Origin of the sequence: Corynebacterium sputi DSM 45148 (assembly GCF_000427865.1) — a bacterium.
GTDB classification, from domain to species: domain Bacteria; phylum Actinomycetota; class Actinomycetes; order Mycobacteriales; family Mycobacteriaceae; genus Corynebacterium; species Corynebacterium sputi.
The window spans coordinates 209,560-224,074 of sequence record NZ_ATYV01000002.1; the positions used below are offsets into that span (position 1 = coordinate 209,560).

The 14,515-nt window shown below is 61.0% G+C and carries 16 protein-coding genes and 1 pseudogene; 4 read left to right on the forward strand and 13 right to left on the reverse strand.

Features of this window, described 5'->3' with window-relative positions; all coding sequences use genetic code 11:
• Positions 1-184: 184 nt before the first annotated feature.
• The gene (gene ald, locus YWU_RS0102060; protein WP_027019161.1) at positions 185-1,270 is read right to left on the reverse strand and encodes an alanine dehydrogenase; all 1,086 of its coding nucleotides are present in this window, start codon (positions 1,268-1,270) and stop codon (positions 185-187) included.
• A gap of 167 nt (positions 1,271-1,437) precedes the next feature.
• A complete protein-coding gene (locus tag YWU_RS0102065; RefSeq protein ID WP_027019162.1) occupies positions 1,438-1,713 on the reverse strand; it encodes a DUF3618 domain-containing protein in 276 nt (91 codons plus the stop codon).
• 107 nt (positions 1,714-1,820) lie between these two features.
• On the opposite strand from YWU_RS0102065, the gene bcp reads away from it, so the two are divergent.
• From bcp to YWU_RS17345, 4 genes are all read left to right on the forward strand, one after another.
• Entirely contained in the window at positions 1,821-2,318 is a 498-nt protein-coding gene (bcp, locus tag YWU_RS0102070; protein ID WP_027019163.1) for a thioredoxin-dependent thiol peroxidase, read from the forward strand.
• A gap of 55 nt (positions 2,319-2,373) precedes the next feature.
• On the forward strand, positions 2,374-3,105 hold the full coding sequence (locus YWU_RS14635; RefSeq protein ID WP_156892678.1) for a TetR/AcrR family transcriptional regulator: 732 nt from the start codon (positions 2,374-2,376) through the stop codon (positions 3,103-3,105).
• Entirely contained in the window at positions 3,089-4,174 is a 1,086-nt protein-coding gene (locus YWU_RS0102080) for an FUSC family protein (RefSeq protein ID WP_027019164.1), read from the forward strand. Before YWU_RS14635 ends, YWU_RS0102080 begins: the two co-directional genes overlap by 17 nt.
• A 92-nt stretch (positions 4,175-4,266) precedes the next feature.
• A complete protein-coding gene (locus YWU_RS17345) occupies positions 4,267-5,916 on the forward strand; it encodes a neocarzinostatin apoprotein domain-containing protein (protein WP_027019165.1) in 1,650 nt (549 codons plus the stop codon).
• On the opposite strand, the gene acpS is transcribed toward YWU_RS17345, so the two are convergent.
• The 11 genes and pseudogenes from acpS to YWU_RS14655 form a co-directional block, all read right to left on the reverse strand.
• A complete protein-coding gene (gene acpS / locus YWU_RS0102090; protein WP_084141554.1) occupies positions 5,913-6,443 on the reverse strand; it encodes a holo-ACP synthase AcpS in 531 nt (176 codons plus the stop codon). The genes YWU_RS17345 and acpS overlap by 4 nt on opposite strands.
• 52 nt (positions 6,444-6,495) lie before the next feature.
• Positions 6,496-7,695 (reverse strand): acetyl-CoA C-acetyltransferase, encoded by a 1,200-nt coding sequence (locus YWU_RS0102095; protein ID WP_027019167.1) that lies wholly within the window; start codon positions 7,693-7,695, stop codon positions 6,496-6,498.
• Positions 7,695-8,588 (reverse strand): 3-hydroxyacyl-CoA dehydrogenase family protein, encoded by an 894-nt coding sequence (locus tag YWU_RS14645; RefSeq protein ID WP_051259905.1) that lies wholly within the window; start codon positions 8,586-8,588, stop codon positions 7,695-7,697. The genes YWU_RS0102095 and YWU_RS14645 overlap by 1 nt, the downstream gene beginning before the upstream one ends.
• 5 nt (positions 8,589-8,593) lie before the next feature.
• On the reverse strand, positions 8,594-9,268 hold the full coding sequence (locus YWU_RS0102105; RefSeq protein ID WP_027019168.1) for a 3-oxoacid CoA-transferase subunit B: 675 nt from the start codon (positions 9,266-9,268) through the stop codon (positions 8,594-8,596).
• Positions 9,269-9,270: 2 nt separating this feature from the next.
• The gene (locus YWU_RS0102110) at positions 9,271-9,990 is read right to left on the reverse strand and encodes a CoA transferase subunit A (RefSeq protein ID WP_027019169.1); all 720 of its coding nucleotides are present in this window, start codon (positions 9,988-9,990) and stop codon (positions 9,271-9,273) included.
• Between the two features lie 36 nt (positions 9,991-10,026).
• Positions 10,027-10,791 (reverse strand): 3-hydroxybutyrate dehydrogenase, encoded by a 765-nt coding sequence (locus YWU_RS0102115; protein ID WP_027019170.1) that lies wholly within the window; start codon positions 10,789-10,791, stop codon positions 10,027-10,029.
• Positions 10,792-10,811: 20 nt separating this feature from the next.
• Positions 10,812-11,276: a hypothetical protein gene (locus YWU_RS18520; RefSeq protein ID WP_240484029.1), complete on the reverse strand. Its 465-nt coding sequence runs from the start codon at positions 11,274-11,276 to the stop codon at positions 10,812-10,814.
• Between the two features lie 35 nt (positions 11,277-11,311).
• Positions 11,312-12,232 carry a GntP family permease gene (locus tag YWU_RS18525; protein WP_240484030.1) on the reverse strand — a complete coding sequence of 307 codons (921 nt, stop codon included), beginning with the start codon at positions 12,230-12,232 and terminating at the stop codon, positions 11,312-11,314.
• 199 nt (positions 12,233-12,431) lie between these two features.
• A complete protein-coding gene (locus YWU_RS0102125) occupies positions 12,432-13,619 on the reverse strand; it encodes a PucR family transcriptional regulator (protein WP_034646763.1) in 1,188 nt (395 codons plus the stop codon).
• Between the two features lie 211 nt (positions 13,620-13,830).
• A pseudogene (locus tag YWU_RS0102130) lies at positions 13,831-14,253 on the reverse strand (acetamidase/formamidase family protein); the annotation flags it as partial.
• 21 nt (positions 14,254-14,274) lie between these two features.
• Positions 14,275-14,515, reverse strand: a 241-nt coding sequence (locus tag YWU_RS14655; RefSeq protein ID WP_034646766.1) for an IS3 family transposase, incomplete at its 5' end; no start/stop codon positions are given.

Sequence of the window (14,515 nt, forward strand, 5' to 3'; positions counted from 1 at the left end):
CCTTTCTACGTAGCTCGAACCCCCTGTGGTTGTCGCGTAGCGAACTCAGATACGCAACGACTACAGGGTGCGCGGCGCACGCGCAGAGGGCGTTGCTTCCGACCGCGTTGATTTCAGGCGGGCCCCACTTGCTGATTACGCTCTCGGCACCAGCGGGCCCACCACGTTTTGTCTCTTCACTCGCCTAGATCCCGTGGGCTTCAGCGACGGCCGCATTGACGACGCGGCCGTCATTGACGTTAAGCCCGAGGGCCAGCGACGGATCTAAATCAAGTGCCTGCTCCCACCCTTTTCCTGCGATCGCCGCAACATACGGAAGCGTGGCATTGGTCAGGGAAACCGTAGATGTGCGCGGCACAGACCCGGGCATGTTCGCCACGCAGTAATAGATACTGTCGTGAACTCGGAAGGTTGGGTCATCGTGTGTGGTGGGGCGAGATCCCTCAAAACATCCGCCCTGATCGATGGCGATATCCACGAGCACGGAACCCGGCTTCATTTCAGAGACCATGGTGTCCGTCACCAATTTCGGCGCAGAGGCACCAGGGATCAGTACTGATCCGATGACAAGGTCAGCTTCCTTCAATGCCTTTGCGATGGTGTGCTGGGAACTGCGCAGGGTCGACACCCGTCCATCGAACCGGGCATCGAGTTCGCGCAGCCGGGCCAGGTTGATGTCGATGATGCTCACCTCAGCGCCAAGTCCGAGTGCCATCGCTGCGGCATGTTCTCCGGCGACCCCTCCCCCGATCACTACGACCCGACCACGTCCGGCGCCGGGAACGCCGCCGAGCAGTAGTCCGCGTCCCCCATTGGTGCGCATGAGATGGTGCGCCCCGACCTGGGCGGACAATCGACCGGCTACTTCGGACATGGGGGTGAGGAGAGGGAGGGATGCGTCGGGAAGCTGAACAGTCTCGTAGGCAATAGCCGTGGTGCCGGACTGAACAAGCGCCTCAGTCAGAGCGCGGTCCGCAGCCAGATGCAGATACGTGAACAGGATCTGCCCGCGGCGCATCAATGGGTACTCCTGCGCTATCGGCTCCTTGACCTTGATGATCATCGCGGCGCGTTCCCAGACCTCCTGTGCAGGGTCCACGAGAGCAGCGCCGGCAGAGGTGTACTCCTCATCGCTGAACGCAGATCCAAGGCCCGCACCTGACTGAACCAGCACTTCATGGCCCGCGTGGACCAACTCCGATACCCCGGCCGGCGTCGCCGCGACCCGGTACTCGTTGTTCTTCACTTCGGTTGGTACTCCGATGATCACGGGATCTCCTCGGTTAGTGACGGTCTTCTGTGAAACTGCCATGCACTCGCGTCCACAATTATTCCGGCCTGTTGCAACGCCGTAAAGGATTCGGAGACAACGGATACGACGACACCCCGGTCCCTGAATAGGGACCGGGGTGACAGTCGCTGTACCGCTAACGCTGACTACACGTTAAGGAGCAGGTCACGGACCCGCTCGATCTCCTTCTTCCGGCGACGGCCACGTGCGATCGAGAATCCGATCAAACCGACGACGCCAGCGACGGCGACACCAATAGCAGCCTTCACCTGCGGGTCATTCAGCTTCTCGAGAATCTGAGACTTCGCATCATCAGCGAGCGTCTTCGGATTCGTGCGATCAGCGAGCTCATCCAGGGTCTGGGCGAGCTGATTACGGTTCTTTTCAATATCGCGCTGAATCGCGTCGATGCTGCGGGCCACGGGGACTCCCCTACTGTCGAGGTACGTGCTATTTCTGACGAGACTAACACCAACGCCGGGGGCGAAGGTGCCCCAATGACCCGTTTTGGTCGCTACGATCTGGAATCATGACCGAGAACTCCGAATCGACGAATCCCACGCCGCGCCTGGAACCGGGAGATACTGCCCCCGCCTTCACCCTGACCGCCGACGACGGGTCGACGGTGTCCTTGTCCGACTTCTCCGGACGGAAGGTTCTCCTTTACTTCTACCCCCGCGCAAACACCCCTGGCTGCACTACTGAGTCCTGCGACTTCCGAGACAACGTGGCCAGGTTCAACGGCGTGGACATCGACGTGGTCGGCATTTCTCCAGACAAGCCGGAAAAGCTCGTTAAGTTTCGTGAGGATCACGACCTGAACTTCACACTCCTCTCCGACCCGGAGAAGGACACCATGTCTGCCTACGGTGCCTTCGGTGAGAAGAAGAACTACGGCAAGATCGTGCAGGGCGTGATCCGCTCCACCATCTTGGTTGGCACGGACGGCACCGTGGAGAACGCCTGGTACAACGTCAGGGCCAAGGGTCACGTTGACCGGGTCCTCCGCGACATCGACAGTGAGTGACACCAAGGGAGAGGGCACTACCGGTGGGGCCGACGATTCGGCCCCCGATGCGGATGTGAACCTCCCCGAGATTCTCGTCCCGCGTCGCCGTCCGGCACAGCAGCGTTCTCGCGAGCGCTACGCCCGAATCCTCGCAGCTGCCCGCTCGGTGTTGGTCGACGTCGGCTTTGAGTCGTTCACGTTTGATGAGGTCGCGCGCCGCGCTGAGGTCCCTATCGGGACGCTGTATCAGTTCTTCGCGAACAAGTACGTGATGATCTGTGAGCTCGACCGCGCTGATTCAGCAGCCGTTGTCCGAGAGATTCATCGGTTCGCGAACTTCATCCCCGCACTGGAATGGCCGGAGTTCCTCTCCGAGTTCATCGACCACATCGCTGACTTGTGGTCCAACGATGTGTCGCGTCGAGCTGTCTGGCTTGCCGTGCAGTCCACACCTGCGACCCGTGCGACCGCCGCCGACACAGAACGTGAACTGCTGGACGCGATTTCAGAGATTCTCCGTCCGCTAACTCCGGGACAGTCCCCGGAAATTCGGCATTTCATTGCCGGCCTACTGGTGCACACCACCTTCTCGCTACTGAACTACAGTGTGCAGAATCCGGGCCCCGAATCGATCTCTCCGACGGACGTGGGCCCTTTCGCACTTTCCCATTACGACCTGACAGTTCAGGAGGTCAAGAGAATGCTGGTGTCATACCTGCTGACAGTGGCCGGAAGCCTCGGCAGCGGTGTCGAGGACATGAACCCGGACAATCCAGGCCCGGGCCGACATGCCAAAGATTCCTGAGGCGATCACTAACCGCTGGCACAGCCCGGAGTCGTGGACGACTCTGACCCAGTTGGTGAAAATGGTCATCGCGGCCGCCGCCGCATGGTGGGTATCCACGGCGATCTTCGACGCCGAGTTCCCGTTCCTCGCCCCGTGGATGGCACTGATGACAGTGCACGCCACGGCCTACCGCACCCTCTCCCGAGCCACACAAGCCACGCTCGCGTCCCTACTTGGCATCGCGGTGGCATTCGTCGTCGGTGAGTTCCTCGGAGTCTCCTTGTGGAGCTACGCCCTTGCGCTGGCCATTGGGTTGCTGATCTCCCGAGTTAAGTGGATCCGAGACGAAGGCATGACGGTGGCGACCATGTCGGTCTTCATCCTCAGCGATGGCTTTTCGGAGGAGCAGCAACAGTTCTCCGAGCGCATCTTCGAGCTACTCATCGGTGTTGCAATCGGTGTGGTGGTGAACCTCCTCATCCTCCCCCCGCTCAGGGATCGCCAGGCGGGTCGGTACGTGGACAGTGTCAATCGCAGGATCGGAAACCTCCTGCAAGACATGGGAGCGTATTTCAACTCACCGCAAGAGGATGCTGACGACGCCTCAGATTGGGTCGATAAGACTGGGGCTATCTCACAGGAACTCGATTCTGCGTGGTCGGAAGTCTCCTTCGCTAGAGAAAGCCGCAAGGCGAACCCCCGAAATCTCATCTACCGGCGCATGCGGCAGACATCCGACCCGTCCTGGGAAGAGATTCTGCACCGCACTGACGAGAGCATTTCCCACCTGCGTAACCTCGCGCGGACTCTGCGCTCGTCCTACGACCAGGACTTCGACTGGGACAAAGGATTTACCGAGGAATGGTCGGAGCTGGCAGAGGATGTCGGTAAGGCGGTCGCCGATCCCGATGCCGAGGTGGAGTCACTCAGCGACAGGCTCGACCAGCTCGCGCGTCACACCAGTGACAACACGGATATCGACTCCATGGATTGGCCGGTGTACGGAGCTTTGATCACGTCACTTCGACACATCGTCAAGGTGGTCGATGATGTCGCCTCCGCCCGTGAGATTCGGGAGACCGATTAAGAACACCCCAGGTTAGTTCCTGAGCTTTCCCTTAATGGAACTGTTAGTGTAGCTTCGCCTCAGTTGATAATTGCATCAGTAACGGAGTTCGCATGCCTTCTCAGTTCCCATCCCGCCTGCGTCGGGGTGCCGCGACCGGAGCGGCCGCCGCTCTCATCGGTACCGCCGGAGCGGTGTTTGCGGTTCCCGCCGCCACTGCCTCACCTCTGGACGGGTTGAATGGGTTTAGTGGGCTCGGCACCGTTGAGATCCCCAGCCTCAGCGGAATCTCCGGCACCACCATGGGTGAGCCGAAGCTGGAGCTCTCGAAGAGCGACGACATCGCCGACGGGGAGGTCATCTCCATCACCGGCACTGGGTACACAGCGAACGAAAATATCTACGTCACTCAGACCATCGAGAAGCCATCTTCCGGCTACCCGACGACATATGCGGACGCCGTGAAGGTCACTGCCGACGACAGCGGCTCCTTCTCCACTGAGCTGCCGGTCAACACCTCATTCGGGGATGTCGACTGCGCCAGTACGCAGTGCTACATCGCGTCCTTCACCGCTTTCCCGAAACTCACCGACCGCAGCCAAGACGCTTGGGTTCCCATAAATTTCGCGGCCGGCAGTAGCTCTGCCTCCACTTACTCGACCAATTCCGCAGCAGCGGCCGGCTCTCAGAGTGCTGGTCACACCCAGGGGGCAGGATCCTCCAACGGAGCAGCTTCGGTAAAGCTCAGCTCGTCCACCGGGCTGAACCCTGACGGTGACACGATCACCGTCAGCGGAAGCGGCTTCTCCACCTCAGGCAACGGCATCTACGTGGGTATCGCTCAGCAGGACCAGTTCACCACAACCGATTCGGATTCTTTTGACCCGGATACGGCGTGGGTTTCCACCAGCCGCGGAAACCTCAATTCCGACGGTTCCTTCTCCATCAGCCTCCCGGTCACTGCAAAGTTCGGCAACGCGAACTGTTGGGAGAACAACTGCGCCGTCTACACCTTCGCTGCGCACGGCTCCTCCGACCGCAGCCAGGACACGGCCACCCCCGTGAGTTTCGCCGGTGGTGTGCAGAACGACAGCGACGCATTTATCCCGGCAGCAGCAACATCGGGTGGGTCCGGAATGTCAGGTGGAGGGGCCTCGAACAGGGCGTCGGGAAGCGAGTCTGATACATCGACCGGCACCGCGTCGGTCTCTCTGTCCACCACAGATCTGGCCAAATCCGGCACCACCTCGATCACAATCAGCGGCTCCGGATTCAAGACCAGCGGCAATGGCGTGTACGTGGGTGTGGCGGAAAAGGACCGTTATTCCACGACCAACGCCGATGTCTACAGCGTGGTCAACTTCGTCCGCACCTCCGAGATCAGCAGCGATGGTTCCTTCTCCACCACCTTGAGCGTCCCGACGCTCTCAGACGTCGCCAACTGCCTTGAGAATCAATGCGCCGTCTACACTTTCGCCGCGCACGGCTCCTCTGATCGCAGCCAAGACACGGCCACGGACATCTCCGTGCCGGGGTCTACTCCGTCTCAGGACGGTGCGAGCGAAGGTGAGAGCACGGCATCTGGAAGCGCTTCGGCAACCGGCTCCACTCCAGGCTCAGCCGACGAGGAGATCATGACTGCTCAGGTCTCTGAAGCCTCCACCATGAACCCGGTTCTCGCCGGAGGAATTGGAGCCATCTTCGGTGCCGCGCTGCTCGGCGTCGGCATCGTCGTGGGACGGAAGATGGGCTCCTCGGACTAGAAGTTCAGCACGGCGACGGCGACGGCGTAGTCGCCGTCGTGGCTGATGTTGACGCGTAGGTGCTGCTCGGGCACCGCAATGCTTAACGACGCCCCCATCTCCTCATTCACCCGACCCCCCAGCCGGACGCTGAGACGACCCCAACTGTCCGACAGAATGTCGATATCCCGCCACTCAACTTCTTCCGGAGAAATCAGCGGCGGTGCGCCCATAACTCCCTGCGACCAGGCTTTAATGATCGCCTCTTTCGCGGCCCATCTGCCCGCAAAATGACGAGCGAGAGCGGAGCCTGTCAGTCCCCTGCGCCGGGCACTGGAGTGCTCCCCTACCGTGAACACGCGTCGCGCAAAACTGGTGCCGGGAGTGTCCAAAAGCGCCTCAAAATCAGGGATATGGACCAGGTCCACGCCCACCGCTGAGGCGGCCTCGCCATCGACGGCGCCGTCCGCGGAGGCCGCCACTGCCTGCAGAAGTTCATCTATGGGCGGGCGGGCGTGGGTGCGATGTTCGTGGCCGTCTGCGGTCATGTCGCCCCATCGTAGTGAGCTACACAAGCGGCCCACCACGAGGTGGTCCGTGTCAGTTGCTCGGAGCGGTGATCACCACGGCATCGCCCTGGCCAGTACCACCGCAGATGCCAGCCGCGCCGGTACCACCACCGCGTCGCTGCAACTCCAGTGCCAAGTGCAAGAGGATCCTGGCTCCGGACATTCCGAGGGGATGGCCGATGGAGACGGCGCCGCCGTTGACGTTGACCCGATCAGCCGAGACTCCCAGTCGTCGGGAAGCATTGACTCCGACAGCCGCGAAAGCCTCGTTAATCTCGATCAGGTCCAGATCCGTTGCCTCGATACCCAGGTCATCACATGCAGCTGTGATGGCATTGGCCGGCTGGTCCTGCAGGGTCGAGTCAGGCCCGGCGACAGAGGCCGCGGAGCGGATCTCCGCGATCCACGTCAGACCCAGTTCCCGAGCCACGGTCCGGGGCATCAACACCATGGCTGCTGCGCCATCGGAGACCTGCGAGGCCGAGCCTGCGGTGATCGTGCCGTCGGCGGAGAAGACCGGGCGAAGTCGGCTGAGGGAATCAGCCGTAGTGTCCGGGCGGATGCCCTCATCGGTTTCGACGTAGGACGCGTCTCCCTTCCGCCCAAGAACCGGAACGCGAACGACCTCATTGTCGAACACGCCGTTGTCCCAGGCCGCAGCTGCACGCTGATGGGACTGCGCGGCGAACTCATCCTGGTCCTCGCGAGAGACGAAAGCATCGCCGGTGTTAGCCCGGTCGGTGAGTTCGCCCATGGAACGGTTGGTGAAAACGTCGTAAAGCCCGTCATAGGCGACATGGTCGACCACAGCTGAATCCCCGTACTTCACGCCCGGACGCATGCCCGGAAGCAAGTGCGGGCCCTGGGACATCGACTCCTGGCCTCCGGCGACGACGATTCGAGCGTCTCCACAGCGGATCATCTGATCCGCGAGCATGACGGAGTTAATGCCCGACAGACACACTTTGTTGATGGTCAGTGCTGGCACACTCATCGGAATTGACGCCGCATCAGCAGCCTGCCGTGCCGGGAGCTGGCCGGCACCGGCAGTTAGCACCTGCCCCATAATCACGTGGTCCACGTCCGTGGGTGACACACCAGCTTTATCCAGTGCACCGGAGATCGCGAGACCGCCCAATTCCGCAGCGGACAAGCCGCTGAGAGAACCCATCAGCCGCCCGACAGGGGTACGTGCTCCGGCAACGATGACAGTCGGATTTTCGGTCTTCATCAGTTCTGGTCCTTGTCTGCTGTGTGTTCTCCCACCACGGCCCGGCGCGCCTGAAACGACTGCCGGAGCCTGTCCAGGGCTTCTGTTCTGCTATCGAGAGTGTGGTTGTAGAACCCACTCCCTGACTTGGCGCCCAACCGGCCTTCTTCGACCAGTGTGACAATTTCCGCCGGTGGTTCGGTGTCCACGCTCAGCTCTGGGAAGAGTCGGGTGCACACCGCACGCCAGGTGTCCAGGCCTCCATGGTCCATGATCTCGAACGGTCCTGCCACCGCCCACCGAGGTCCAATGCTGTTGGTGACGGCTGCATCGATGTTCACTTCCGTCGCTATCCCCTCACGGACCAGCGACAACGCTTCCCGGATCAACGCCGCCTGCAACCGGTTGGCGATCAACCCCGGGGTCTCTTTTTTCAGAGGCACGACGACCTTGCTTGCGTCTTCCAGAAGCTCCGTCACCTCGGCGATGGCCTCCGCGGAGGTGAAAGGTGAGCCGGTTACCTCTACCAACGGAACTGTTGCCGCGGGATTGAAAAAGTGCGTGATCAACAGTCGGCTCGGGTTATGCAGAAGGTTCGCCAACTCCGTGGGGCTGAAGATGGAGGTGTTCGATGCGATGGGGGTCGTGCCATCGAACTTCTGGATCTGAGCGAACAGAGCGCTCTTCGCCGAGAGGTCCTCCACGATCGCTTCGACGAGAAGCGAACTCCCCTCCGCTGCCTCGCCGATGTCCGTGGCCACGGAGACATTCGGCCGAGAGGCCACCTCCAGTGACGCGACGTCAATATGCGGATCGCACAAGGTCACCTGGTGACCGGCTTCTGCCAGCACGTCCGCGATCTCCGAGCCCATGATCCCGGCACCGAACACAGTGACTTTCCGTTCGTCGGCCATAGCGGTCAGGCGTCCGTCGCCGGATGATCCCCGGAATCGGGGTTCTCCAGCTCCACGGTGAAGGACGTGCCGGTTCTTTCGCGGATCTCCTCCACGCTTGCCCCCGGGGTAATTCGGCGTAGGACGAGCTTGCGTTCGACGACATCGAATACCGCCAGCTCGGTGACGATCCGGTTAACCACGCCGACGCCCGTCAGCGGCAAACTGCACTCTTCAACGATCTTGGGCGAGCCGTCCTTGGCATTGTGGTCAGTCAGAACAACGACTCGGCGCGCTCCGGCGACCAGATCCATCGCCCCTCCCATGCCCTTGACGAGCTTTCCGGGGATTTTCCAGTTGGCCAGGTCTCCAGTACCGGAGACCTCCATCGCCCCAAGGAAAGCCGCTTTCATCTTGCCGGCACGGATCATGCCGAACGACGTCGCCGAATCAAAGATCACCGCGCCCGGCCGCAGGGTGATCGTTTGTTTACCTGCGTTGATCAGATCGGCGTCTTCGTCGCCCTCATAAGGGCTCTGTCCCATACCGAGTACGCCGTTCTCGCTCTGGAGGATGACGTTGACTCCCTCAGGGAGGTTGTTGGCGATCAGGGTCGGGATTCCAATGCCGAGGTTGACGTAGTCCCCGTCCTTCAGCTCGCTAGCGGCGATGGCTGCCATTTCATCTCGTGTCCAGGTCATGGCTACTGCTCCTGCGTCTGCTCGGTGGGGCGGGGGCGGGTCACCAGGAGTTCGATCTGATTCGGGATCTCTGCCTGGGCCAGGTGATGGACGAACACACCAGGGGTGTGGACATCGTCGGGATGCAGCTCGCCGGGGGCGACGATGTTCTCTGCCTCTGCGAAGGTGACGGTTCCGCACTGGGCTGCGACGGGGTTGAAGTTCCGTGCGGTCAGTCGGTACCGGAGGTTGCCGTCGACGTCTGCCGTGTGTGCATGCACCAGGGAGATGTCCGCGAGGATTGCTCGTTCTTGCACATAGGTCTGCCCATCGAATTCAGCCGTCGGCTTGCCTTCGGCGACTTCGGTTCCAACACCGGTCTGGGTATAGAACGCCGCGATACCGGAGCCGCCGGCGTTCATCCGCTCGGCCAGGGTTCCCTGTGGCACCAGCTCAACGTCGATCTCACCGCCGAGGTATTTCTTCATGAAGAGTTTGTTCTCTCCGATGTAGCTGGCGAGCACTCGAGAGATTTGATCCTTCTCCAGCAGGCGGCCAAGTCCTACCCCATCGATGCCGAGGTTGTTGGAGACCACCGTCAGGTCCTTAACGCCGGACTCTTGGACGATCTCGATGAGAGTGGCGGGAATTCCGCACAGCCCAAAACCTCCAACTGCCAAGGTCATGCCGTCGCGGAGTTCACTGAGTAGCTTCTCGCGGGTGTTGTCCAGAACTTTCGTCATGTTCTTCCTTTCTGTTCGTCCTGGGGCGGGAGTCCGTTAGCTCGCGGTCCAGCCGCCATCGACGGTGTAGGAGGCGCCGGTCACCATGCCGGCGAGGTCATCGGCCATCCACGTTGCAAAAGAGGCGACATCTTCAGGTTCGCCGAGACGCTTGATCGCGGACTCGGTGAGCATGATCTTTTCCACGACCTCGTCCGGAGCAATGCCGTGGGTCGCCGCCTGGTCCGCGATCTGCTTCTCGACCAGTGCAGTGCGTACATACGACGGATTGATGCAGTTGGAGGTGACCCCATGCTCAGCGCCTTCGAGCGCGGTGACCTTGGACAGACCTTCGAGTCCGTGCTTCGCCGAGACGTACGCCGACTTGTATGCGCTGGCGCGCAGACCGTGCACCGAGGAGATGTTGATGATGCGCCCGAAGCCACGCTCGTACATACCAGGCAAGGCCGCCCGAATCAGCAGGAACGGTGACTCCAGCATCAGTCGGTTGATCAGTCGCCAGGTGCTGGGGTCGTACTCGTGGATCGGTGCGACGCGCTGGATTCCGGCATTGTTGACGAGGATGTCCACGTCCAGGCTTAGATCGTCCAAGGCTTCGGTGTCCGAGAGGTCAACTGCCCAGTAGTCGCCGCCGATTTCGGAGGCCAGTGCTTTGGCAGCATCTTCGTTGAGGTCACAGACGGTGACGTGTGCTCCAGCCAGGGCGAATGCACGTGCGCAGGCTGCGCCGATTCCGGAGGCTCCTCCGGTAACTAGTGCCCTGCGGCCGGCGAGGGAGATGGTGAGTCCTGATTCAGACATTGGCTGTTCCTTTCGATGGATTAGTTGATGATTCCCATGGAGACGGCGGCCGCGAGGATCGTTGCCGCCAGCACGGGTCCGCCGATGGTGATGACAGCGAGGTCCTTGTAGGACTGTCGGTGTGTCAGACCACAGACAATGAGGAGCGTGACAACGGCTCCGGAGTGCGGCAGCGTATCCAGACCACCTGCAGCCATCGCAGTGAGTCGGTGCATCACTTCAAGGCTGATGCCGTCTTCCACTGCCATGTCTCGGAGCTGGTCCCCCAATGCGTTCAGTGCGATCGTCATGCCGCCGGACGACGAGCCCGTAAGTCCCGCGGTGAAGGACACCGACAAGATCGAGGTGATCGCAGCGTTCGCACCCATGTTGATCACCGAGTCACGAACCAGTGCGAATGCTGCAACCGATGCCACAACAGCTCCGTAACCGACCTCAGAGGCCGTGGAGAAGATCGGGTACATCGAGTTCTTTGCGCCCCTCACCAGTGGCCCTGAAGAGCTCCTTGAAGTGGCGGAAGTTAATGGCGAAGATCAGCAGGATCGCCGAGGTGATCACGGTCAGAACCGCCCATAGCGCGGCGCGGGACTCCAGCGTGATGCCGTCGTAGATTTCCTCCGACAAGAAGCCCCAGTCCATTGCCGGGAAGATGATCAAGGTGCAGGCAAAGTTGACGGCGAAGACCATCAGGAGCGGGGAGGAACGGAATGATCTGGTTCTTCGGTTCCGGCAGGTTGTACGTGGCTGCGGCCGAGGAATCGCCTTCCTTACCGGCGGCGCCTCCGCTGCTCTGCTCGCTGGAGAAGTGCTCACCTGAGGCTCGCAGCTTCCGCGACCGGTACTCCAGCCAGGTCATGCCGAAGGCGAGAATGATGACCGATCCGATAATGCCGACGACAGGGGCGGCAAACGATCCGGTGCCGAAGAACTGACCCGGAATGATGTTCTGCACCTGCGGGGTGCCCGGCAGCGCCGTCATCGTGAAGGTAAAGACACCGAGGGCGATCGTGGCCGGGATGAGTCGGCGCGGGATGTCCGCGGCGCGGAAGAGCTCACGTGCCAGCGGGTATATGACGAATGCGACAACGAACAGGCTGATGCCGCCGTAAGTCATCAAGGCCGCAGTAATGACGGTTGCGGCGATCGCAGCCTTCGCACCGATCAATGACGTCACGGTGTAGGCGATGGACCGGGCGTACCCCGTCACTGTCATGAGGATGCCGAAGATCGCGCCGGTAAGGAACACCGGGAAGAAGTTCCCGACGAATCCCGCCATCGCTGGCATGAAGATCTCTGTGTACGCCGGAAGAATTGGTGCTCCGGAGAAGATCAGAGCGACCACGGACGCGATCGGCGCCGCGATGAGGATTGGCACTCCCCGGTACGCAAGCGTGATCAACAGGACAAGGGAAAGCACAATACCGATGATTCCGAGAACCACTGGCACCTCCTAGCGGGGTCTGGCGGACGGTGAACGCACCGCAGGACCACCGGGCACAACGCTGTGCTTCCGACCTGCCTTCTGCGGCGACTTGCCACAGAATGCACCTCGATATGTGACTCAGACTACATCCGCGTGAGCAAGCCTGGAGGCATATTTTTGTACGGGGACACAACTACCGCCCGCTGAACTGCGTTAACTACTTGCGTGGGTACACCGATCGATCTGCCAATACCCATGAGACCTCAACGAGAGATTCCACGTCTCCTAGGTCGGCGCCGGTGAGTTCCTCAAACCGTCGCAATCGGTACCGCAGGGTGTTGACGTGCACCGGAATACTCCTCGCAGCCGCTGGAGAGTTCATTCGGTTGCTCAAGTAGGCCCGGACGGACTCAACCAATTCTTGAGCGAAAGGTCCACTCTCCCGCAGTGGATCAAGATAACGGCTCCGAAGGAGTTCGGTCGTTTCCGGGCTCCGGTGCAACGCGAGCCGCCAGGACAAGCACTCCGCGTCCACCACCTTTCGAATTCCGAGGCTTTCCGCTGCTCTCAGGACTAGGGACGCCTCCGCGAATGCCTCACGAAGGTCACCTAACGGAGCCGGGCCTCCCAGACCGACAGTGAAGCCAGGACCACTGATATCAAGATCCGGTTCACCAACAACTATGCCGACCACCGCGTTGGACTGGACCGTCGATAGAACCCTTACCCCGCTGCGCCTGGCCCAGTCCTGCAGTCGAGCCTCCGGCTCCGAACCAGTCTCGGCCCCGGCTGCTGCGGCTAGGACACTGATTGGAACCTCGCTCGGCACGTCGTACATCGCAGCGCCCCACAGGAGTTCGGCAGTGCTGGAACGACCAGCAACCGTACGCCCAATCCACTCCGATCGACGAGCCGAATCAGCAATCGCGACATCAATCTCACGGTCTCGGTACACCGCCGTCGCACGGGTGGCGAAGACGTCACCGAGGGACCACAGCAACGTCGACCACTCCAGCATCAGCTCTGGAGACACCCGGTACTCATAGGAAAGCGCGACCATACTGCGCATGATCTCTGCCATGCTGCGGCGGAATCCGCTGAGCAAGCTTCCCAGAGGAACTCCCTGCTCCAGACGTTCATAGGCCAGTTCATCGGCTTCGGGGACGTCCTCGGGTTCCGGCTCACGTCCGGCCTGGATGGTCCGGATGCTCATCGCGAAGTTCCGCTTGGCAGACGCGGTCAACGCTTCCACGTTCACGCCTTCATACCCCGGGATCGTGGCCAGAAGTTCATCAGCGATCCGGGCGGCGATACTCTCCGCATCCGATTCCACCCGCGCCAGCAATTCACGCCCCTGCTGTCCCCCGAGGTGTTTGCGGTCCTGCCCGGTGCCATCTGCGGTCATGTCGGTCAATCTTAGTGCGGTCTGGCCCGTAGACCTCTGCTCCGGCGCGGGCCTCCGGCACCGGCCCAAATTCACATATCCGAGATAGTTATGGCGGCAGACACTGCCACTGGAGGAATCTGGGAATTCGCGAACTGGGAAAACGCAAGCGCTAGGACTCCAGAGGCGGGGTGCACCAAGAGGGGTCTGTCTCGTCACTACGCCAGTGGCCTCACGAACCGAGACTCGGCAGCCCGTCCTTGTAAATGAGTGCGTGTACTCCGGTAGTAATGTCTACGACCTGCGAGAGCGCGAAGTCCGACGCTGCTGAAAGGTAGGCGTAGGCAACGGCTCGCTCGATACCGAGATCCTTTTCAAGGAAGTCCAGTGCGTTCACTACTGCCCGCCTCATCGCGACGTTGAGGTCTCGAATGTCACCGTTCTTCAGCCCATCGGGGTCGGACAGGCCAATAGGAATCCAGGCTTCTTCGGTCTCTCCGAATGGATAGTTGAACGCCACGGAGGGAGTCGAGGGATCACCGGGCTTGCAGGCGGTGAGTCGGAAGGTCGTCCGCAACGACCCCTCCATTGCAGTAAGCGCCACTTCCCCATCGCCCATGCCGTGGTGCGGGTCGCCAGTGTAGTGAACTGAACCCCAAAAGTTAAAGAGACGTAGTTAACACGATACTGAGTCGAACCTCCACGCAATGCTTTGTCGGTACTCCACCGGTGACATTGCGCCGAGCTTTTCTTGAATCCGCTGGTAGTTGTACCAACGCATGTACTGATCAATCTCCAGCGCCAGCTGATCAATGCTGCTGAAGTCCCGGCCGACGAACATCTCCTGCTTCAGATGGCCGAAAAAGCACTCCATCGGCGAATTATCCAAACAGTTGCCCCGCCTAGACATCGACTGC

What these genes read in the sequence shown, in the direction of transcription:
- bcp (WP_027019163.1), top strand. Translation starts at nt 1,821, where the DNA reads ATGACCGAGAACTCCGAATCGACGAATCCCACGCCGCGCCTGGAACCG.
- YWU_RS0102080 (WP_027019164.1), top strand. Translation starts at nt 3,089, where the DNA reads ATGCCAAAGATTCCTGAGGCGATCACTAACCGCTGGCACAGCCCGGAG.
- YWU_RS17345 (WP_027019165.1), top strand. Translation starts at nt 4,267, where the DNA reads ATGCCTTCTCAGTTCCCATCCCGCCTGCGTCGGGGTGCCGCGACCGGA.
- acpS (WP_084141554.1), bottom strand. Translation starts at nt 6,443, where the DNA reads ATGACCGCAGACGGCCACGAACATCGCACCCACGCCCGCCCGCCCATA.
- YWU_RS0102095 (WP_027019167.1), bottom strand. Translation starts at nt 7,695, where the DNA reads ATGAAGACCGAAAATCCGACTGTCATCGTTGCCGGAGCACGTACCCCT.
- YWU_RS14645 (WP_051259905.1), bottom strand. Translation starts at nt 8,588, where the DNA reads ATGGCCGACGAACGGAAAGTCACTGTGTTCGGTGCCGGGATCATGGGC.
- YWU_RS0102105 (WP_027019168.1), bottom strand. Translation starts at nt 9,268, where the DNA reads ATGACCTGGACACGAGATGAAATGGCAGCCATCGCCGCTAGCGAGCTG.
- YWU_RS0102110 (WP_027019169.1), bottom strand. Translation starts at nt 9,990, where the DNA reads ATGACGAAAGTTCTGGACAACACCCGCGAGAAGCTACTCAGTGAACTC.
- YWU_RS0102115 (WP_027019170.1), bottom strand. Translation starts at nt 10,791, where the DNA reads ATGTCTGAATCAGGACTCACCATCTCCCTCGCCGGCCGCAGGGCACTA.
- YWU_RS0102125 (WP_034646763.1), bottom strand. Translation starts at nt 13,619, where the DNA reads ATGACCGCAGATGGCACCGGGCAGGACCGCAAACACCTCGGGGGACAG.